General features: G+C 52.0%; 21 protein-coding genes and 1 riboswitch. All 21 genes read right to left on the bottom strand.

The features are described 5' to 3' along the window. Window positions 1-23: 23 nt before the first annotated feature. The 21 genes from ACSZLD_RS06925 to ACSZLD_RS07025 all read right to left on the bottom strand — a co-directional run bounded on the left by ACSZLD_RS06925 (window position 24) and on the right by ACSZLD_RS07025 (window position 17700). Complete coding sequence (locus ACSZLD_RS06925; RefSeq protein ID WP_444684705.1) at window positions 24-761, bottom strand: glycerophosphodiester phosphodiesterase; 738 nt, start codon at window positions 759-761, stop codon at window positions 24-26. A gap of 209 nt (window positions 762-970) precedes the next feature. Next, on the bottom strand, window positions 971-1834 hold the full coding sequence (locus ACSZLD_RS06930) for an amidase (RefSeq protein WP_444684706.1): 864 nt from the start codon (window positions 1832-1834) through the stop codon (window positions 971-973). A 45-nt stretch (window positions 1835-1879) separates the two neighbouring features. Further along, window positions 1880-1967: riboswitch (cyclic di-GMP riboswitch) on the bottom strand. 197 nt (window positions 1968-2164) lie between these two features. Next, complete coding sequence (locus ACSZLD_RS06935) at window positions 2165-3535, bottom strand: amidohydrolase family protein (RefSeq protein WP_377908756.1); 1371 nt, start codon at window positions 3533-3535, stop codon at window positions 2165-2167. Between the two features lie 15 nt (window positions 3536-3550). Next, on the bottom strand, window positions 3551-4324 hold the full coding sequence (locus tag ACSZLD_RS06940; RefSeq protein WP_377908755.1) for a P-loop nucleotide/nucleoside kinase family protein: 774 nt from the start codon (window positions 4322-4324) through the stop codon (window positions 3551-3553). Then, a complete protein-coding gene (locus tag ACSZLD_RS06945; protein ID WP_444684707.1) occupies window positions 4321-5088 on the bottom strand; it encodes an enoyl-CoA hydratase/isomerase family protein in 768 nt (255 codons plus the stop codon). The genes ACSZLD_RS06940 and ACSZLD_RS06945 overlap by 4 nt, the downstream gene beginning before the upstream one ends. Before the next feature lie 10 nt (window positions 5089-5098). Continuing rightward, window positions 5099-6043 (bottom strand): fumarylacetoacetate hydrolase family protein, encoded by a 945-nt coding sequence (locus tag ACSZLD_RS06950; RefSeq protein ID WP_444684708.1) that lies wholly within the window; start codon window positions 6041-6043, stop codon window positions 5099-5101. 33 nt (window positions 6044-6076) lie between these two features. Next, entirely contained in the window at window positions 6077-6625 is a 549-nt protein-coding gene (locus ACSZLD_RS06955; RefSeq protein WP_377908751.1) for an NADPH-dependent FMN reductase, read from the bottom strand. 1 nt (window position 6626) lies between these two features. After that, window positions 6627-7292, bottom strand: a complete 666-nt coding sequence (locus tag ACSZLD_RS06960; protein WP_444684709.1) for an alpha/beta fold hydrolase — start codon at window positions 7290-7292, stop codon at window positions 6627-6629. Continuing rightward, complete coding sequence (locus ACSZLD_RS06965) at window positions 7289-8017, bottom strand: FadR/GntR family transcriptional regulator (RefSeq protein WP_444684710.1); 729 nt, start codon at window positions 8015-8017, stop codon at window positions 7289-7291. The genes ACSZLD_RS06960 and ACSZLD_RS06965 overlap by 4 nt, the downstream gene beginning before the upstream one ends. Before the next feature lie 70 nt (window positions 8018-8087). Then, entirely contained in the window at window positions 8088-8966 is an 879-nt protein-coding gene (locus tag ACSZLD_RS06970; RefSeq protein WP_377908748.1) for a VOC family protein, read from the bottom strand. Window positions 8967-9131: 165 nt separating this feature from the next. After that, a complete protein-coding gene (locus ACSZLD_RS06975) occupies window positions 9132-9599 on the bottom strand; it encodes an S-ribosylhomocysteine lyase (RefSeq protein WP_377908747.1) in 468 nt (155 codons plus the stop codon). A gap of 76 nt (window positions 9600-9675) precedes the next feature. Further along, window positions 9676-9840: a hypothetical protein gene (locus tag ACSZLD_RS06980; RefSeq protein WP_168009253.1), complete on the bottom strand. Its 165-nt coding sequence runs from the start codon at window positions 9838-9840 to the stop codon at window positions 9676-9678. 122 nt (window positions 9841-9962) lie between these two features. Beyond that, entirely contained in the window at window positions 9963-10331 is a 369-nt protein-coding gene (locus tag ACSZLD_RS06985; RefSeq protein WP_377908746.1) for a bifunctional adenosylcobinamide kinase/adenosylcobinamide-phosphate guanylyltransferase, read from the bottom strand. After that, complete coding sequence (locus ACSZLD_RS06990) at window positions 10253-10894, bottom strand: histidine phosphatase family protein (RefSeq protein ID WP_444684711.1); 642 nt, start codon at window positions 10892-10894, stop codon at window positions 10253-10255. Before ACSZLD_RS06990 ends, ACSZLD_RS06985 begins: the two co-directional genes overlap by 79 nt. Then, window positions 10846-11601 carry an adenosylcobinamide-GDP ribazoletransferase gene (cobS, locus tag ACSZLD_RS06995; protein ID WP_377908744.1) on the bottom strand — a complete coding sequence of 252 codons (756 nt, stop codon included), beginning with the start codon at window positions 11599-11601 and terminating at the stop codon, window positions 10846-10848. Before cobS ends, ACSZLD_RS06990 begins: the two co-directional genes overlap by 49 nt. Continuing rightward, window positions 11598-12125, bottom strand: a complete 528-nt coding sequence (locus tag ACSZLD_RS07000; protein ID WP_444684712.1) for a bifunctional adenosylcobinamide kinase/adenosylcobinamide-phosphate guanylyltransferase — start codon at window positions 12123-12125, stop codon at window positions 11598-11600. Before ACSZLD_RS07000 ends, cobS begins: the two co-directional genes overlap by 4 nt. Beyond that, complete coding sequence (locus ACSZLD_RS07005) at window positions 12107-13171, bottom strand: pyridoxal phosphate-dependent aminotransferase (protein WP_444684713.1); 1065 nt, start codon at window positions 13169-13171, stop codon at window positions 12107-12109. Before ACSZLD_RS07005 ends, ACSZLD_RS07000 begins: the two co-directional genes overlap by 19 nt. Then, the gene (gene cbiB, locus ACSZLD_RS07010; protein WP_444684714.1) at window positions 13172-14131 is read right to left on the bottom strand and encodes an adenosylcobinamide-phosphate synthase CbiB; all 960 of its coding nucleotides are present in this window, start codon (window positions 14129-14131) and stop codon (window positions 13172-13174) included. Then, the gene (locus ACSZLD_RS07015) at window positions 14128-15597 is read right to left on the bottom strand and encodes an adenosylcobinamide amidohydrolase (protein ID WP_377908740.1); all 1470 of its coding nucleotides are present in this window, start codon (window positions 15595-15597) and stop codon (window positions 14128-14130) included. Before ACSZLD_RS07015 ends, cbiB begins: the two co-directional genes overlap by 4 nt. Then, window positions 15594-16643 carry a FecCD family ABC transporter permease gene (locus tag ACSZLD_RS07020; RefSeq protein ID WP_377908739.1) on the bottom strand — a complete coding sequence of 350 codons (1050 nt, stop codon included), beginning with the start codon at window positions 16641-16643 and terminating at the stop codon, window positions 15594-15596. Before ACSZLD_RS07020 ends, ACSZLD_RS07015 begins: the two co-directional genes overlap by 4 nt. Then, window positions 16630-17700: an ABC transporter substrate-binding protein gene (locus ACSZLD_RS07025; protein ID WP_444684715.1), complete on the bottom strand. Its 1071-nt coding sequence runs from the start codon at window positions 17698-17700 to the stop codon at window positions 16630-16632. The genes ACSZLD_RS07020 and ACSZLD_RS07025 overlap by 14 nt, the downstream gene beginning before the upstream one ends. Window positions 17701-17707: the final 7 nt, after the last annotated feature.

The following is a 17707-nucleotide window of genomic DNA, read 5'->3' on the forward strand; positions in this document are numbered from 1 at the left end:
CGTTTTCATGCTCTGTTAAGCTGTTATTTAACCGAATGCTGTACCGTGGTTCGTATTCTGAGCGCAAGAGCCGGGTCGTCCGTGATGACAGCCGTGCATCCGGTGCGGCAAAGCTTTTCCAGATCGTCCGGGTGATTAACGGTGTACACACGGACTGCCATGCCGCGTTTCTCCAGCTCACAGATTTCTGCCGGTGTCATCATGGTGTACTGAATGTGCAGCCCTGTGATGCCGTGCTCTTTTTTGTACCGATCCGGTTCCAAAACCGCCCCCAGGCTGAGCAATGCTGTATCAGCTTCTGCTCCTTTCAGCATGGGCAGCACGGGGTGGTCGAAAGAGGAGAATACGGGTCTTCTTCTCTGCGGATATTTTTGCAGCAGATTGACCGCTTCCATTGCCGTTCGTTCTCGATCCTCGGGTAAATGCTTTAGTTCTATATTCAGCTGGATATTCTGCGGCTGAGCCCATTTCAGCACCTCTTGAAGAGCTGGAACCCGTTCAGATGCAAATTTATGGTCAAACCAGCTGCCTGCAGACAGGCCCGACAATTGCTTGAGAGTAGATTGGTTGACTGCTCCATGACCGTCTGTTGTCCGGTCAAGCGTGTGATCATGAATGATAACGAGTTCGTCATCTGCTGTCAGCTGGACGTCTAATTCAATCCCCTCTGCGCCAGCAGCAACTGCTTCCCGAAAAGCGATCATGGTATTTTCCGGAAACGCGCGTGAGAATCCTCGATGTGCAACGATAGCTGGTTTCATCTGTCACCCTCCTCTTTTTCTCTATCGTACCGCATCACCAGCCTGAACTCCTATTAACGTCTTGTAAAGATCATATATCAACTGTAAACAACAGCTCGGATTCATGTGGAAAAGCGGCAAATCAGACGTGGAACCTTGTTTTTTTGGAAAACGACAAAAACCACCCACCTGCTAAAGGTGAGTGGTCGAGAGAAACTGCCGAAAGCGCCTTACGGCTTCATCGTTTTCCAGCTGTCGACGTGATGGATCGCTGTTCCTCCATAGTAGGGACCCGCGTACCGGGCCGATACCAGGTCAAGCTGCTGCTTCATGTATGCTTCGCCTTCTTCAAAGAACGTTACATGATTGCCTTCGTGAGACTGCATGGTTTCCACTCCGACGGTGACCGGCGTTTTGTGCTTTGCTGCGAAGGCCATTTCATTTTTTACGATTTCATTGATTGCAGAAGCTGTATCCCGGTAAGCCATAAGTGTCACGCCATCAAGCTGCTGAATCACCCATTCTGCGAGATTCCCGCTTCCGTTTTTGTTTTTAAAGCTGATTTCGTCAAACCAGAATGGCAGATCTGCTTCCAGCGGCAGTCCTGCCGCAGCACTCTTTCTTTTCGCTGTCAGCAGAAGTGATTGAAAATCGGCGATCGTCTTCGCCCGATTGCTGTTCCAGCTGCTAAGCAGGTACGGCTCTACATCTAAGTGAACGCCTTGAAAGCGTTCTGCTGCTCCCGCACGCTTCTGGTAGTCTCCCAGCCAGTTCATCATTGTCGTCAAATGACGATCTCCTTTTGGTGCCGCCCATTCCGGTGCGCCATCGAGGGCATAGACGCTGATTCCTTCCGTTCCTGCACGACGGATAAAACTTCTGTAGGAAGCCTGTGGGACACTGCGATCAATTTGTACAAATACACGCTCGACATTCTTTTCTTTTAGAAAGGCAATGGTTCCACTCTCATCTTCGACAAACATCCACGGGTTCCAGAGCCAAGTTGCGTTCGGAGCTGAAGCTGCTCCAGCGGGAGCCGCCCAAATTCCAGCTGCCATAGCAGTCACCACCAGCAGTAACAGGACTTTTTTCATCGCAAAAAACCCCTTTCTGTGCCAGCCGAGGCTCACAGAAACGGGCCCGGCAACCTGACGACCATACGCTATTCAGCGGTTAGGCTCACGGCTTTGCGTCCCATCTTTTCAGATTGGTTTGCCTTTGTCACATGTTATTTTTGTTACTATTATACCCCTTAGCCGATTCGTTCATATGAGTAATAGGAACTAAATCTGTCGTGATTTTTTATGAATAACACGAGACTTTCTCATCTCTCCTTCCCTTTTCGGCTTCAAAACAAAGATCCACGCTTATGAAGCGTCAAAAACCGGAAGCATGAACTGCTTCCGGTTTTCCATCCTCATTACTCAGTTGTTCTCATGCAGCCACAGGTCATCTGGATTGCCGAATTCGCTGTAAATGTGATTACGGGCCTCCACAGCTTGTCTGCGCAGGTTTTTATAATCGAGTCCAACCATTTTTCCGTCTCGCTTTACTGCTTCGCCGCCGACAAACACGGAGTCTACGTTGCCGGTATGCGTACTTGTAACGACAGCACCGATCGGATCGTTGACGGGGAAGAGGTTCAGGTCATCTGTTCGAATCATGATGATGTCGGCTTCTTTTCCTGGAGTGAGACTGCCCGTTTTGTGATCCAGCTTCAGCGCCTTCGCACTTTCAATTGTAGCCATTTCCAGCACTTGATGCGCATGAATATTCAAAGGTGGTCCAGGCATTTCTCCTTTTGCAAGCAGCTGATCATTGATGCGGGAGCGCTCTGCCTGGAGCGCGAACTTCATTTGGGCAAACATGTCCCCGCCTGTTGAAGTAACAACATCGACACCGAGCGCAGGCTTTACGCCGTTTTCCAGACAGAGCCCTGTTGCCGGATACCCGTGTCCCATCGCCATTTCAACTTCAGGCGTGACTGAAATCGATCCGCCGTGCTCTGCCAAGAGCTTCATTTCTTCCGGACTGACGGCATTTGCATGAGCAAAGTTGAGGTCTGATCCGAGCAAGCCTGCCTGATGCAGCTTTTCGATCGATCTGTCAATCGCCCCCCACGTTCCAAATCCGAGGTGCATGCTCGCTACGCCGTTTAGTTCTCTTGCCAGCTTTATCTCTTCCACTGACGTATCCCAGGAACAAAACTCAGGACCGCGGATCGCAAGTCCCATCGTCAGCCGCTGATCGCCTGAGGAAAAATATTGATTGGCAATCGAACGTGCGTCATCTCCGTTGGTCAACGTGCTTTCCCTGTTCCAATAATCCCCGTCACCAGGGCATCCGTAAGCAAACACGCCGCGAATTTTGGATTCCTGCAGGCCGCGGATCATCTCTTCAGCGTGATCCTTGGAGATGACCATCGTCCAATCCAAAATCGTCGTCACACCGGCTTCAAGTGCCTCCAGTGCGCCAAGCAGGTTGCCGATATAGTCGTCCTGCGGCCGCCTTTTAGAACCAATGTTGCCGTAATAAATGCTGCCCAGATATTTCTGCAGGGACCAGTCTGCTCCTGTATTGCGAATGACTGATTCCCACGTATGCCGGTGGCTGTCGACAAGGCCTGGCATAACAATCATGTTCTCAGCATCGATAACTTCACAGTCCTCTGCCTGAATGTCGTGGTGAACATCTACAATCTTCCCGTCTTCAATGAGAATGTCCCCTTTTTTAAAATCCCCTTTTGCCGGATCCATTGTCAGGATCATACCGCCTTTAATCAACTTTTTACTCATACATACCGCTCCTCTCTAAGCATGATCGATCATGATTTTTTTCCACTTTATGTGCACCGTGCAAATCATACCGAGCTGTGTGCGCACTGCTTGTTCGAGATGCTTTTTCCATGATGCTATATCTGCGATCGTGATTTCCGGGCTAGTTGAAATCTGAACGGCAATCTGCTCGAAGCCTGTCTGAATCTGATCAAGCCGGATCCCGGGCTGTTCATGAATTCTTGTCATATCCTTTAAACACTTCGGAGAAATGACGATACGATCTTTTCCGGTGTAAACAGGCTTGACGACAAGCACTTCCTGATCCCTTCTGCGAAGCCGTATCAGCAGTTTTCTAAACCAGCTGCCGGCGAAGGCTGTGCCCGCTTCTTCCGGCAGGACAGGGATGACGTGCAGGTTCCGGTTCCGCTGCTGTCCGGCATAAAGCGTTTCATCTTCTGACTGTACATCCTGAATCGCAATCCATTCGGATGGTTCAGGAAGATCGAGCGCTCGGACGATCGTACGCACCATCCGCTTCGACGTTCCGATCACGAGCAGGGAGTGCAGCTGGTGCTCGGCCAGGGCCTGCTTCACTTCATCGCGGTGCGCTTCTGCATGAAACACGGCCCGCTTGACGGCCGCAAGCAGAAGCTGCTCGTTTTTAGCGGATCGTCCTGCAAGTCTTCTGCCTTCCCTGATCAGCAAACCATCGTCAATGATCGCCGCAGCTCCCGTCTGTTCAGCAATCTCTGTCGCACGGTGGCTTTTCCCGGTACCGCTCTTTCCGTGAAGACCGTAGACCTTCACGAACGCCTTCTCCTTGACGGGAAATCCGGAACCCGCTTTTCCATAAAGGCTCTGCAGCCTTCCCGAAAATCGGTTTCATCCGCATAGTGGAATGTTCCGTAGGCCTCAGGTGCAAAAAGAGCGTCCACTGACCCTTTCGACAACTTCGTAATGCTTCCTGCCAGTTCCAGCACTTCTTTATCAAGTGCTTCCCGTTCAACGATCCGGTTGAGCAGTCCGAGTCTTGCGGCTGTTTCATGTCCGTAAATTTCACTCATCAGCAGAAGCTCCTTCGTGCGGTGGGAGCCGAGAAAGCGGTCGATTCTTTCGAGAAATTCCGGTCCGAGGCGGATACCCAGCTTTGCAACCGGTATGCCCATTTTTGTGTGCTTAGTCCCGAGGCGGAGCGAGAAGGTAAGAGACAAGATAAACCCGGCTCCGTACACCGGTCCGTCAATCGCTCCAATCACCGGCATTTTCAAGTTTTCAAAGGCTGCTATCGTCTTTTCCATTGTTCGAAATGCATTGTCTGCCTCTTCTGTTGTCATCCCGGCAAATTCCTTGATGTCCGAGCCGGCGGTGAAGTTCCCTGGTACACCACGGACGACAACCACTTTATTTTTTGGGTTTTCCTGTATTTCTGCTGCTGTTCTGCCGAGCTCTTTCCACATAGCGGTGGTCAGTGCATTTCTCGCTTCAGGCCGGCTGATCGTGATGACGGCGATTCCGGCGCCTTCCTGCAGCGTAATCTTTCCATCAGGTGCTCGCTTAATTACGATACGCACGGTGGGCCTCCTAGCTTAAAAACGTTACGCGGTTCGTCTGCTTTCCCAGATCGATGCTGCCGTCTCTGCTTCTGATTTCACTGGTGATGATGTCTCCGTCCTGCAAATAATGCTCATTCTTTTCCTGACTTTTATTTAACGTTGCCATTTTTTTATCCATTTTTTCAAACGGGTTCAGCAGCTCATTCATTTCATCCGGCGAAAGCTTTAACGCGACGCCTCCCGGGGTGCCAGTCATGAGCAGATCTCCCGGCCAGAAGTCCATCATACCTGAGAGCTCGACCAGCGTTTCCTCCGGCTTATACAAAAGCTGAAAGGAGTTGGCCTGCTGGCGTGTTTCTCCGTTCACTTTCAGGGTCAGCTCCAGGTCGTGCACGTGCTGTGCTTCATCTTTATCAAACAGATACAGAACAGGGCCGGTCGGACAGAAGGTACGGAAGCTTTTCCCCTTATACCACTGGTTTTCTGCAAATTGTATGTCACGTGAAGAAATGTCGTTGGTGATGACAAAGCCTGCGATGTAGTCACCGAGTGCACTGAAGTCGTCCGGCAGCTTTTGATCAAGCTTCTTCCCGAACACAAGCCCAAGCTCGATTTCATAATCCAATAGCGTGACGTGCGCAGGGCTTTCGATCTCGGTGTCCGGCGGTGCGATCGAGCTTGCTGCTTTCGTGAAGATCAAATTAAACGGAGGACGTCCGGCATCCAGCCCCCCTTCTTCACGATGCGAAGAGTAGTTGGCCCCCTGGCAGACGATTTGCGCAGGCGTTGTTACCGGACTGAGCAAGGTTACATGCTCCGGATTAATCGGATTGCCGGCCGGCTCCGCCTGTTTGGCTCCGTGCTCCAGAAAGGCTGCCAGCGTATCGAACTGCCCTGCCGGATAAATCCCTTCCTCCGTCAGAAGCCCCCAATGAATTCCATCATGTTCATAACGTACAATTCGCTTACCCATGCTGTATCCGCCTCCATTCATGTTGTTGAGCCGTTACAATGCTGGCTCTGTTTTTGCAAATGTTTCGAAGTTTTTCATCACGGTATCGAGAAAATCAACGGTTCCGGTGTCGGTAATCGAACCGTCTTCAGCTAATTTCTGATGCACGCCGCCGATAAACACTTCATTCCCAGGCAGTACTCGTGCACTCATGCCTGGAGCTGCAAGAATCTGCCGCAGATGCATCTGACAGCGGACTGTTCCGAGGAAGCCGGGGCTTGCCCCAACGATCAGCACTGGCTTGCCGGTCAATACTTTATCGACTCTGGAAAGCCAGTCCAGTGCATTTTTCAGCATGCCCGGAACGGAATGATTGTACTCGGGTGTGACAATGATCACCGCGTCGCTGTCTTTAATCTGCTGCTTGAATGCCGTCACTTCTTCTGCAGGAGATTCCTCTGCATCCTGATCGAAATACGGCAGGTTGACGAGATCGGGCATGTCCATTTGAAACGTATCACCGTAGCGTTTCTTCATAAAATCCGCGATCTTTCTGTTATAAGAATTCTTGCGGATGCTGCCTACAAGTACAGTTGTTTTCATATCATAAGTGCTCCTTTCGTTCCTCAAGCCAGCTGAGAATCGCCTCTGCCGTTTCCTCCGGCTTTTCCAGCATCACGTAGTGTCCGCTCTCTTCAATCACTTTCACGTCAGCTTGCGGTTTTACTCCGCGGACCTTTTCCACAGCCTGCTCCGGCAAAAGCCGGTCTTCGCTGCCATATACAAACAAAATCGGAGCCTTCAGCTGATCCAGCCGGTTCCAGCCGTTCCGGTAATCAGCGCATGCTTTGAAATCAATATATGCCTGCTCCGTTGATCCACCGTACGTATCTGTTTTTTCTTCCTCCAGCAGCTCAGCATCTACCTTTTTTCCATAGGATGCATGAAAAAGGCCAGCCGGATACGTACCTTCCTTCAGTTTTTTCAACACATGCTCGTGTACCGGCAGTTCGGGGTGTCCGGCTACGATAATAACAGCTGCCGGCTGCTGTATGCCAGAAGCCTCCAACGCGCACAGGCTTCCCATGGAATGACCGATCAGGACGGTGCTGGTATCTACTGAAAGAGCTGCACTCTTTTTCTGAATCGTATCGCCTTGAGACAAGTCAGCTGCCTGAACGTCGTATTCCTCCAGCTTAGGAGAAAGCCGGCGCCACTTAGCGGGGCTGCCCCCTGCACCGTGCAGGAGCATGAGCTTGTATCCGTTCATTTTGGCGCCTCCTTTTTCACTTCCGCTTCGTATTCTTTCAGGAGACGGCTTACTGTATGGAGCAGCGTTTCCATCCGCATCCTTGCCTCATCTTCCTTTCCTTCAATCACCGCTGTCATCACATCCCGGTGCAGATCCAGAGCCATCCTTCTGCTGCTGTCCCCTGCGCGCTGGAGAATTCTCATCGTTGTATGCCTGCTCTGGTAAAGCCCTTCCTGCAGCGTCTGAATCAAACTTTGCATCAGCTCGTTGTGGGAAGCGTGCAGAATCGCTTCGTGAAAGGCCGCGTCTGCTGCTACCCACTCGTCCTCGCTGTTTACCGACTTCTCCAGCAGATCGTACCGGTGCCGGATCGCGGCAATGTCTTCTTCGTCTGCATTTTTCGCAGCCAGTTTGACAGCTGCAGGCTCCATCGCCAGGCGGACTTCTGTCAGCTGCATGAGAAACGACTGATTTTCTTCTGCGGCTGCAGCCCAAGAGATAATGTCCGGGTCCCACCAAAGCCACGCTTCGCGAGGGCGCACGACCGTCCCAGTCCGCGTGGACGACTCGATCAGCCGCCTTGCACTAAGTCCTTTCATAGCCTCACGCACCACCGTGCGGCTGACACCTTTCATTTCGCTCAGTGTTTCTACTTTAGGAAGCAGCTCCCCTGGCTGGCGCTTTCCCTGGACAATGCTGCTCCCAAGCTCATGCAGCAGCTGTTCACTCAAATTTTTAGGCATAGACTCCACTCTCCTCCTGAATCGGTACGTTCAGCATAAGCTGAAAGACGCAGTCTGTGAAGTCCTGAAGTTAAACGAGCGCTTTTTCGAAATCAACGCCCCAAAGAGACAAGCATTCTTCCGTGCTCCAAACTTTCGGCTTTTGCGGAAAATCCCGGTGCCATGGTCGAGGATCAAAAATGCCCAGCTCTTTAATGAATACATCGCCATCCGTAAACAGCTCAATCAGGTTGCCTTCCGGATCGTAATGATAGCAGGCAATGTTATGGCCCGCCCCATGTCTGGAAGGACCCCATTCCAGATGAACGCCGTTCAGACGCATAAAATCGAGCGTTTCAACGAGGTGGCTGTAGTTTCGAAGCTCAAGCGCCAAGTGATGCATGCCCTTCTTCTCCGACGTAAAGAAGTTAAGTACGTGGTGATCCCGGTTGCACGTCATAAATCCGAAAAAGTCTTCGATCCAGTCCGTGTTGTAAAACCCGAGCTTTTCGTAAAACGCTACCTGCTTTTTCGCGTCAGATACACGAATCGACAGGTGACCTACCTTATTCGGACGGATCCCCTCTTTTTGGAATCCTCGTTCTTCCGCCAGATCCATCGTTGGATAAAGCTCTACGGTGTAGCCGTCCGGATCCTTGAACTGCAGCGCCTCTTTTACTCCAGGGGCCGGATCGTGCAACAGTTCTGCCTCAATCTCAAGCGACTGAAGATGATTTTTTACGTCGTGAATGTCTCCCTCTGCCGTATACTGAAAGCCAAACTTGCTGATTCCGCTCTCAGCGCCTTCTTTCAGGATGATGTTATGGTGATCCGTCGAACTGCTGAAGTAAGCGCTTCCATTTCTCTCGTCCGTTAAGCGAAAGCCGACAATGGACTCATAATACGTTTTCATCGCCTGAAGATCCTGAACATTGAACTCCACATAACCGAGCTTAAATACATTCAGCATGGATATGTTCCTCCTCTTCTTAAGTTGTATTAATAATATAATATTATTAATTGCTCGTCAATGATTGTGCCCTTCGATTATTTCGTTGCACCAAGGAGGCGGCGTTACCTCCAGCCGCCAAAAAAAGGACGCCGGCAGCAAAGGCCGTGCGTCCCGTTCTTCGTTTTACGCATGTTTAAAAATAGTTGTCCATTCACTGCGCCGCTCAAGCATCCCGGAAGCAATTTCCTTTGCTCCTTCCAGCGAGTGAGAAGCTGCCCATCCGCACTGCACCTCGTTGCAGGCAGGAACCTCTTCAGCTTCGAGAACATCCTTCAGCGTTTTTTCTACCAGCTCCAGCACACCTTCATAATGGTCATCGTTAATCAGGCTCAAGTAAAAGCCCGTCTGACAGCCCATCGGTGAAACATCAACGATGCGCTCGTGATGATTGCGGCTGAACTCGGCCATCATGTGCTCCAGTGAATGAAGCCCCGGCATATCCATATGCTCCTCATTCGGCTGGCAGAAGCGGATGTCGTACTTATAAATCGTATCGTTCGTTCCTTCCACCTTGCCTGCCAGGCGAATATACGGTGCGTCCACCTTCGTATGATCCAGGTTGAAGCTTTCTACGTTCATTTTTTGTGCCATCGTACCGCCTCCTTCAAACAGTCATTGGTGACAGTGTATCATGTTTTGCAGTTTGTCTCGACTTCCCCGTCCCAGCTCAGCCGGCGAGGATCAGCCACAGCACTGTCAGCAGGATCGCCTGGAAAAATGTCAGTTGTAAATCTTTTTTCCAGGGCCGTTTCGTCACAAATACCATTGCCCGGAGCAGTGCAAACAAAATCAGCCAGAAAATCAAAACAAGCAGGATATAATTCAGGATCATTTGTCTCCCCCCTGTTCTTTATTTTACACAGGAAGCCGTCCCTCTGCGAGGAGAACGTGATATGCCGCCAGGCAGACTGCTGCTGTACATCCCGAGGAAGACTGTTACCACTCCATTTGTTTTTAAGGCTTTTTTCGCTTCACGAGCCCGTGCCAGACGTAATCTACCGTTTCGGCTGCCTTTACAAGCTTTTGAGCAAGTCTGCCGTTTTCATCACGCAGCCGGCGGTCGCCGGCGTCAGCCGGTACGATGCCGTTTCCCATTTCTTCGATAATGACAACGACGCAGGTTTGATCGGAAAGCGTCTCAAGCCAGTCGATTACGTCTGCTGATGTATGTCCGCTCCGCAGCCATGCTGAGCAGCCGGTTACGATCGTGACATCTGCTTTCGGCGGACGTTTCCCGCCTGCATTTATCCATTCTGCTTCGGGGTAGCTTCGATCGGCATGCTCCCTTTTTCCAGCGTAGGCACCGCCGATAATGATGTGCATATCCACCCTTCTTTCTGCCGGCTTATCGTTAGACGGAAGGCGCCTCCGTGCCGGACTTTATACTGCCAGAGATGATTAGCGGCCCCTGTCAGCATGAGCAGCGTTCGTATAACGCCTCCATGGGTTACAACGACTACCCGCTCCGGCGCTCGTTCAAGCATGTCTGCGTACCAGTCTCCAACTCGCTCATTCAAATCATTCCATGATTCGCCTCCCGGGGGCCTTCTTGTGACGGGATCGTCCACCCACCTCCGGTAAGCCTCCTCATGCTTCAGCTCCTCATACGTGCGCATTTCCCATTTTCCAAAATGCATTTCGCGGAGCCGCTCATCAAACTGAGGCGTCAGGTCTAGTGCTGCAGCGGTCTGCCGGCAGCGCAGCAGGTCGCTTGCGTGCACCTCCTGCCACTCTGCCGGAACGAGCAGCCGCTTCAATTCCTTTAATGCCGGTGCGGACTGTGGCGATATCGGCTCATCCGTCCACCCCAAATACTGCTTGGCCAAGTTCGCTTCCGTTACGCCATGACGAACAATGTCCAGATAAATAGTGTCGTTAGAATCCATAGCTCTCCTCCTTCTATTGAAGCTCCTGCCAAATCCCCGTTTATGCCCCTAAACTGCTTAAGATACCAGCTGCGAATGCCCGCACAGAACAAAACCAACGCCAGTCCGGCCAGCACTCCCGGTGTTCCTGCTGCGATGCAGACAGCCGCCAAAGGCAAAGCAGCGATCCAGGCGTCTGCAGGCTTGGTGTACTGTTTCCACACTGCTGCCAAACCGTCCGAATGCGCTGTTTTCGTAAACACGAGTAAATAAACAGCCGTCATTCGTCCTGCTGCAGGAACTAGTAAAAAGAGCCACGGGCTGATGTCTGCGGAAAGCAGTTCATGGATTAGAATCAGCTTCCAGAGCAAAAGCACGATAACGCTTACCATGCCGAAGCTTCCAACCCGAGGATCCTGCATGATCTCCCACTTGCGCTCCAAGGGGGCATTGGATCCTATCGCATCAAAAGTATCCATCCAGCCATCCAGATGCAGCGCTCCGCTGATCCAGATGAAATAGGTGAGAATAAGCGCAGCTGTGACCGCTGATGAGGTGATAGTCTGCGCAGCAAGCGCGGCTGCCGGCAGACCGATCAGCAACCCGATTAATGGATAAAAGCGGAGGGCCCACCTGGCTGACGTCTTATTCCAGTCAGCCTGAATCGGCATCGGTACTCTTGTTAAAAACTGCATCGTTAAGATAAATCCGTAGCCGGCCTGCTTCACAATGGGCTCCCCTTCCAGCAGACGGGCATGCCCGCCTGCACCTGATAAACATGATCGGCGCGCTTTACAAGCTGCCAGTGGGCAGCTTCCAGCACCCGCACATAGCGGTGTACCTCCTCTGCACGTGGCAGCACCGATTCATTTACGTCATTAGACACGATCGTAAGCATCAGCTCCCTCCGCCGGGCTTCATCCAGAAGAGCCTTGACCGCATCTATGACATCATGCTCTGAATTATGCTGCTGATACAATAAATTTGCCGTCCAGATTGTCAAACAATCCAGCAGGACAGCTCCTTGTTTCGGAAGCGCCTTGATCAGATCTGTCTGTTCCTCAATCAGACGAAACCGGCTGTTCCGATCCTCACGGTGCTTGCTTATGCGTGCTTCCATTTCCGCGTCTGTCACGCTGGCCGTCGCCAAATATACGGGATGCTCTGCCTGGGTAAGAACGAGATGTTCTGCCCAGGCACTTTTGCCGGATCGCGCGCCTCCGCTGATAAACGTCAACTCGGATCTGCCCATTGCTGGAGCACCTCCATCAGTCGCTTGTTTTCTTTCCTCTGACGCACAGCCAGCCGAAGCGCACGTCCCTCAATTCCTCGAAAGCCGTATGTATGCCGGGCAGCGATTCCGCTTTCGGCCAAATGTGCCAGCAATGGTTCATGATCAGAAAGCGATGCCTCCTGAAGCAGATAATAGTTCACGCTCGTATCCGACATCGTCATACTCGTTGGAAGCTGTGTTTGAATCCATTCCAGTTCCTCCTGCAGCCACAGCCTTGTTTGACGAATAAATGCATGTTCCTGCATCATGCTGCCGAGCAGGATTTCACTGATCGTATTAACGCTCCACGGAATTTGATTGTTTCTCATCCGGCCGGCCAGTTCTTCCCCTGCAAGAGCAAACCCGCAGCGAAGTCCCGGAACGGCAAACATTTTTGTCATCGAACGCAGTAAAATCAGGTGATCATGCTGAACCAGCAGATCATTCAGCTTTTCATATTCGGGCAGAAAATCAACGAATGCTTCGTCCACCACTATGGTAGTAGTTGGAAGCTGCTCCAATAGCTGGCGAACGTCCCGTTTAGGCAGTACAACTCCGCTCGGATTGTGCGGGCGGTTTAAAAACAGCAAGTCTGCTCCGGTTCTTTCCACTTCCTGCACCAGTTTTTCGCAGATTCCGTGGTCAACCGCCCCGTCAACTGCATAGACGTTAATACCGTAGTGACGACAAGCCCGCCGGTATTCACTAAATGACGGCTCTGCCATCACCGCTGTTTTACCGGCAGAAAGCGAGGCTGCGAGAAATATGGCCTCCGCTCCACCGTTAGTGACACAGACCTGCTCCCGGTCTACCTGCTCTGCCGCTGCGATTTGGCCGCGGCAGCTTGTATAGGCCGGATCCGGATAACGGTCCGTTTCGTATAACGCATTGGCAGCGAGCTCCAGCATCCCTTTCGGAGGACCGAGCGGATTAATATTTGCACTGAAATCAAGCCACTGCGTCTTGCCGGATGTGTACGCTTTTAGATAATCCGGCTGGCCGCCGTGATCAGGCCATTGCACCATTTACATTCCTCCTATCAAAACAAACAGAGTGACGCCAGCCGCTGCACCGAGCAGCGAAGCGCCATACAGCATCCGGACAGCAGAGATAATGTGGGTTCGTTCAAGCACCTTCGCCCCCGGTCCCATTTCCGCACGACGGGAAACTACCCCGTGATAATAGTTGGTTCCGCCGAGCTTGACCCCTAAAAATCCAGCAATAAATGCCTCGGACCAGCCACTGTTCGGGCTGGGATGTTTTCCTGCATCCTGCCAGGCCCAGCGAAACCCTTGACCTGCCTGCTTTGGATTCATTATCAGTGCTGCTCCTGTCATGAGCAGCAGCGTCAGCCTCGCCGGGAGCCAGTTTACAACATCATCGAGCCTTGCAGAAGCCCAGCCAAAGGCAGCGTATGGTTCACTGCGGTACCCGACCATGGAATCGAGCGTATTGACAGCGCGGTAGGCCATCGCAAGCGGCGGTCCGCCGATAAACGCATAAAACAGTGGAGCGGTCACGCCGTCCACTGTGTTCTCTGCAACTGTTTCCACCGTACCCCGTACAATCTCCGACTCGCTCAGCTGGGCCGTATCCCGACCGACGATCATCGAAAGCGCACCTCTGGCTGCTGGTAAATCTCCTTTTGCGAGCGGCGTCATGACCGCATAGGCCGCTTCCTTTAAACCGCGGCAGGCAATCGTTGACGCGGTCATGAGAACCCCTGCTGCCATGGAGGCAGCCGGATGAAGCACCCATGCTGCATAAAGCAGCAAAGCGGAGACACACCAGACGAAGCCTGGTACGAAAGCAGCGAGCAAAACACCTTTCCATCTTCTGGCTCGGTTCGACCCATGATTCAGATGCCGGGTGCCGAATGCGATCAAACGTCCCATCCCAGAAACCGGGTGCGGGAGACGTTTCGGATCCCCAATTACCCAGTCAACGATGAGAGCCGCCGCAGCTGTCCATCCCGGAATGATCATGTGTGCGTCTCCTTCCAGCGCCTGTCTGCCCGCACCGCTTCTCTCGTCGCTTCATAGACGATACGGCCTATCCCCCGCCCGACCGGGGTTCCAGACCCTGCGTAAGGCGTCCGTTTTCCCTGCTGGGTCGCGGCAATAACGAGCGCATCCGTAGAAGTGCTTGTGGCGGGAGTTCCAGTTTGAGGATCACGAACATCTTCATCCCGCAGTGCCTGCACCTTCGCTTCTACTGCAGACATACACGCGTTCACGAGCGCCCCGTCCGTCAGGTTCGCATCCACCGCCAGGAACGTATTAATCGTACCGATTTTTTCCCGCTCCAATTCAGGACCGTCATAAGTGATATCAACCGCGTTTCCGGTGCCTGCAGTCACGACAGCGGTAAACGCGATGCCATTGATGGTTTCTTTTCGGACAACGGCCATTTCTGTTTTCACAGCGGTCATCAAGCCGATCGACTGTTCAACCGGCAGACTGCGTTTTTCCAGCCACGCTTTCATATCAGCTTCCGGAGTACGGCTGCTGTATTGTTTGTCGACGTGAAAATTGGCAATGTGGCGAATCCACTGAATTCCCTCACCGGCCACCCCGTTGGAAATTGTCCGGAGCGGCTTTGGACTCGAAATTTGGACCAGATTTCGATCAGCTTCTACGGTGACACTGTCGTGAAGAGACATGGCAGATTCATCCTGCTTTTTCGGGTTCATGAGCAGCTGCGGCCGCGGCAATGTCGGATGCGACTGCGTCCACGTTTCTACTCCGTAAATACTGGACAGCCGCTCTGAACGGCGCATAATATCGACCGGACCCGTTTCCTGAAGCTTTCCTTCATGAAGAAGTCCGACGCGGTCACAGTAAAGGGCCGCAATATTTAAATCATGCAAAATGGCAAAGACGGTTAGTCCCTGCGTTTCCTGCCGCTCTTTCAATACGTTCAGCATGTCAAACGTATGACGAATATCAAGATGATTCGTCGGTTCATCCAGCAGAAGCACCTCCGGCTCCTGCACAAGTGCCTTTGCGAGCAGTACCCGCTGCTTTTCACCTCCGCTTAACCGGAAGAACGACGTATCGCGAAATTTTTCTGTGTCGGTCAGCGCCATAATTTCATCGATGAGCGCCCTGTCTTCCCGGCTCAGCATTTTAAACAGGCCTTTTTGAAAAGCATAGCGGCCGAGCCGGATCACTTCCTCGACAGTAAAATCGAAGGAGACATTTGTTTCTTGTGTGAGAACGGCTATTTTTCTGGCACGCTGCACTGGAGACATCGTTAACAGCGAAGCACCCTGAAGCGATACGTCTCCATGGTCCGGCTTAAGGGAACCGCTGACAAGCTTAAACAGCGTCGTTTTTCCGCTGCCATTCGGACCGAGCAGGCCGAAAAATTCTCCCTGTTTTATATGAAGGTCCATCGATTCAATGATTGGAGGGCCGCCGTAGCCGCCGCTCAGTCCGGTGATGTTCATGCCAGCTTCTTCCCCTTTCCGATGCGGTTTCTAATAAGCAGAAACGCAAACATTGGTGCGCCGATCAGCGCCGTGATCACACCGATTGGCAGTTCCTTTGGTGCAATAATCGTTCTTGCCGTGATATCTGCAAAGATTAAGAAGGCCCCTCCGATGATCATGGAAATTGGCAGCACATGCCGGTGATCTGGTCCCGTAACAAGCCTTACAAGGTGCGGGATAACTAGACCAACAAAGCCAATCGTACCCGATACAGCAACGGCCGCACCAGTCAGCAGCGACGCGCCGCCAAGAATAAACACTTTCCCGCGGCCGACATTTACACCAATATGACCGGCAGCTTCTTCTCCGAGCGCAAGTGCATTCAGGTCCCGGTAGCGGGTGACGAGCATAATGGAACCGATAATCAGAAACGGTACGATCAGCTGCACGTAGCTCCAGCCTCTCATACCAACACTCCCATACAGCCAGTAAATAATCTGCGTCATTTCATCCTGGCTGCCGAGCGAGATAATCAGTGAAATGATTGATCCGATAAATGCACTGACGATAATTCCCGCAAGGATAATCGTTTCGATCGCCAAACTTCTGCTGCTGAGCTTTACAAGCCCGAACACAAGCATGAGCGTGAGAAACCCGCTCACAATCGATACAGCCGGGAGCGTAAATGCACCAAGTCCTACGATCGTGAGCTGGAAAAAGATAACGAAAACAGCGCCGAGGGCCGCACCGGAGGAAACGCCGATCGTATATGGGTCCGCAAGCGGGTTTCTCAGCAACCCCTGAAATGCTGCTCCGGCAAGCGCGAGAGACGCGCCAACACATAGAGCCAGCAGCACTCTCGGCAGCCTGATTTCCCAAATAATCGAGTACTGGTTGGACGGAACGTCATCCAGCAGCTGAGCGCCGATTGTTTTATCCAGAATAATATGCAAAATATGCGGAACCGGGACCGTTACGCTTGAATAAAACAGTCCAAGTGTTATCGCAGCAGCAAGAAGACCGAGGCTCCCTGCATAGTACAGCCATGCTTTATTCGAAAACATCCGGATATACAGCCTCAGCTACGGCACGGGTTCCTTCTACAAGGCGCGGACCGGAGCGCGTCACGATATCACTTTGCACATCGTGTACGTCCTCGTTTGCCACAGCAGGAACATCACTCCAGCCATCGCGGTTCATTACTTCTTCTTGAGGATCCTCCACATAGTATCCGTAGGTAGTGACAATCGTGTCCGGCTCGAGCGTGACAATTTCTTCTTCGGTCAAATTCACCCAGCCTTCATGCTCTTCCGCTGCGTTTTCCGCCCCGATCGTCTCCAGCATCTCATGCATGAAGGTGCCGGTACCAGTAGTGAAAATATCCGGAGATGGTGCTACTTCCACCCAGACGCGCTTGCGCTCTTCTTCGTCGATCGTTTCTCCAAGCTCCGCGAGCTCTTCCATGCCGCTCTCCATCTCCGCTATGAGTTCTTCTGCATTTTCTTCTGTTCCGGTGAGCATGCCGAGTGTTTCAATCGTGTCATAAGTGCCTTCAAACGATTCGGCATTCCGCACAACAACGACATCAATTCCGGCATCACGCAACTGCTCTAAACTATCATCATGACTGGAGGCGTGATAATCCGAAACGAGTGCCATGTCAGGCTCTAAAGAGAGAATGCGTTCCAAATCCATGTCCTGCGCCCCGACATTTTCAATTTCGAGCGCTTCTTCCGGATAATTGCAATACTCCGAAACCCCTACGAGTCTGTCGCCTGCGCCGATTTCAAATAATATTTCTGTATCGCTTGGCTGCAGCGTAACAATAGTTTCCGGTTCTTCGTCGATCGTCACTTCATTGCCTGCGTTATCCGTTATCGTTACCGGGAACTCTCCGGCTGTTTCATTATCCTCATCATTTTGCTCCTCGTTTGATACATTGTTCTCTGTGTTATTTGCAGCTCCTTCTTCATCTTCCGCTGCCTCATTGTTGCCAGTCGTGTCTTCGTTTGCTTCCTGATTGTCCGTGTTCGTATTCCCGTTCTCATTGTTTCCCTCTGTCCCGCATGCGCTGATGATGAGCGCGGCTGATAGCAGAAGCGGTGCCGTCATTTTTTTCATCGTTACT

It is taken from the genome of Alkalicoccus luteus (assembly GCF_052061695.1).
GTDB classification, from domain to species: Bacteria; Bacillota; Bacilli; order Bacillales; family Salisediminibacteriaceae; genus Alkalicoccus; species Alkalicoccus luteus.

What these genes read in the sequence shown, in the direction of transcription:
- ACSZLD_RS06925 (WP_444684705.1), bottom strand. Translation starts at nt 761, where the DNA reads ATGAAACCAGCTATCGTTGCACATCGAGGATTCTCACGCGCGTTTCCG.
- ACSZLD_RS06930 (WP_444684706.1), bottom strand. Translation starts at nt 1,834, where the DNA reads ATGAAAAAAGTCCTGTTACTGCTGGTGGTGACTGCTATGGCAGCTGGA.
- ACSZLD_RS06935 (WP_377908756.1), bottom strand. Translation starts at nt 3,535, where the DNA reads ATGAGTAAAAAGTTGATTAAAGGCGGTATGATCCTGACAATGGATCCG.
- ACSZLD_RS06950 (WP_444684708.1), bottom strand. Translation starts at nt 6,043, where the DNA reads ATGGGTAAGCGAATTGTACGTTATGAACATGATGGAATTCATTGGGGG.
- ACSZLD_RS06955 (WP_377908751.1), bottom strand. Translation starts at nt 6,625, where the DNA reads ATGAAAACAACTGTACTTGTAGGCAGCATCCGCAAGAATTCTTATAAC.
- ACSZLD_RS06960 (WP_444684709.1), bottom strand. Translation starts at nt 7,292, where the DNA reads ATGAACGGATACAAGCTCATGCTCCTGCACGGTGCAGGGGGCAGCCCC.
- ACSZLD_RS06965 (WP_444684710.1), bottom strand. Translation starts at nt 8,017, where the DNA reads ATGCCTAAAAATTTGAGTGAACAGCTGCTGCATGAGCTTGGGAGCAGC.
- ACSZLD_RS06970 (WP_377908748.1), bottom strand. Translation starts at nt 8,966, where the DNA reads ATGCTGAATGTATTTAAGCTCGGTTATGTGGAGTTCAATGTTCAGGAT.
- ACSZLD_RS06975 (WP_377908747.1), bottom strand. Translation starts at nt 9,599, where the DNA reads ATGGCACAAAAAATGAACGTAGAAAGCTTCAACCTGGATCATACGAAG.
- ACSZLD_RS06980 (WP_168009253.1), bottom strand. Translation starts at nt 9,840, where the DNA reads ATGATCCTGAATTATATCCTGCTTGTTTTGATTTTCTGGCTGATTTTG.
- ACSZLD_RS06985 (WP_377908746.1), bottom strand. Translation starts at nt 10,331, where the DNA reads ATGCACATCATTATCGGCGGTGCCTACGCTGGAAAAAGGGAGCATGCC.
- ACSZLD_RS06990 (WP_444684711.1), bottom strand. Translation starts at nt 10,894, where the DNA reads ATGGATTCTAACGACACTATTTATCTGGACATTGTTCGTCATGGCGTA.
- ACSZLD_RS07000 (WP_444684712.1), bottom strand. Translation starts at nt 12,125, where the DNA reads ATGGGCAGATCCGAGTTGACGTTTATCAGCGGAGGCGCGCGATCCGGC.
- ACSZLD_RS07005 (WP_444684713.1), bottom strand. Translation starts at nt 13,171, where the DNA reads ATGGTGCAATGGCCTGATCACGGCGGCCAGCCGGATTATCTAAAAGCG.
- cbiB (WP_444684714.1), bottom strand. Translation starts at nt 14,131, where the DNA reads ATGATCATTCCGGGATGGACAGCTGCGGCGGCTCTCATCGTTGACTGG.
- ACSZLD_RS07015 (WP_377908740.1), bottom strand. Translation starts at nt 15,597, where the DNA reads ATGAACATCACCGGACTGAGCGGCGGCTACGGCGGCCCTCCAATCATT.
- ACSZLD_RS07020 (WP_377908739.1), bottom strand. Translation starts at nt 16,643, where the DNA reads ATGTTTTCGAATAAAGCATGGCTGTACTATGCAGGGAGCCTCGGTCTT.
- ACSZLD_RS07025 (WP_444684715.1), bottom strand. Translation starts at nt 17,700, where the DNA reads ATGAAAAAAATGACGGCACCGCTTCTGCTATCAGCCGCGCTCATCATC.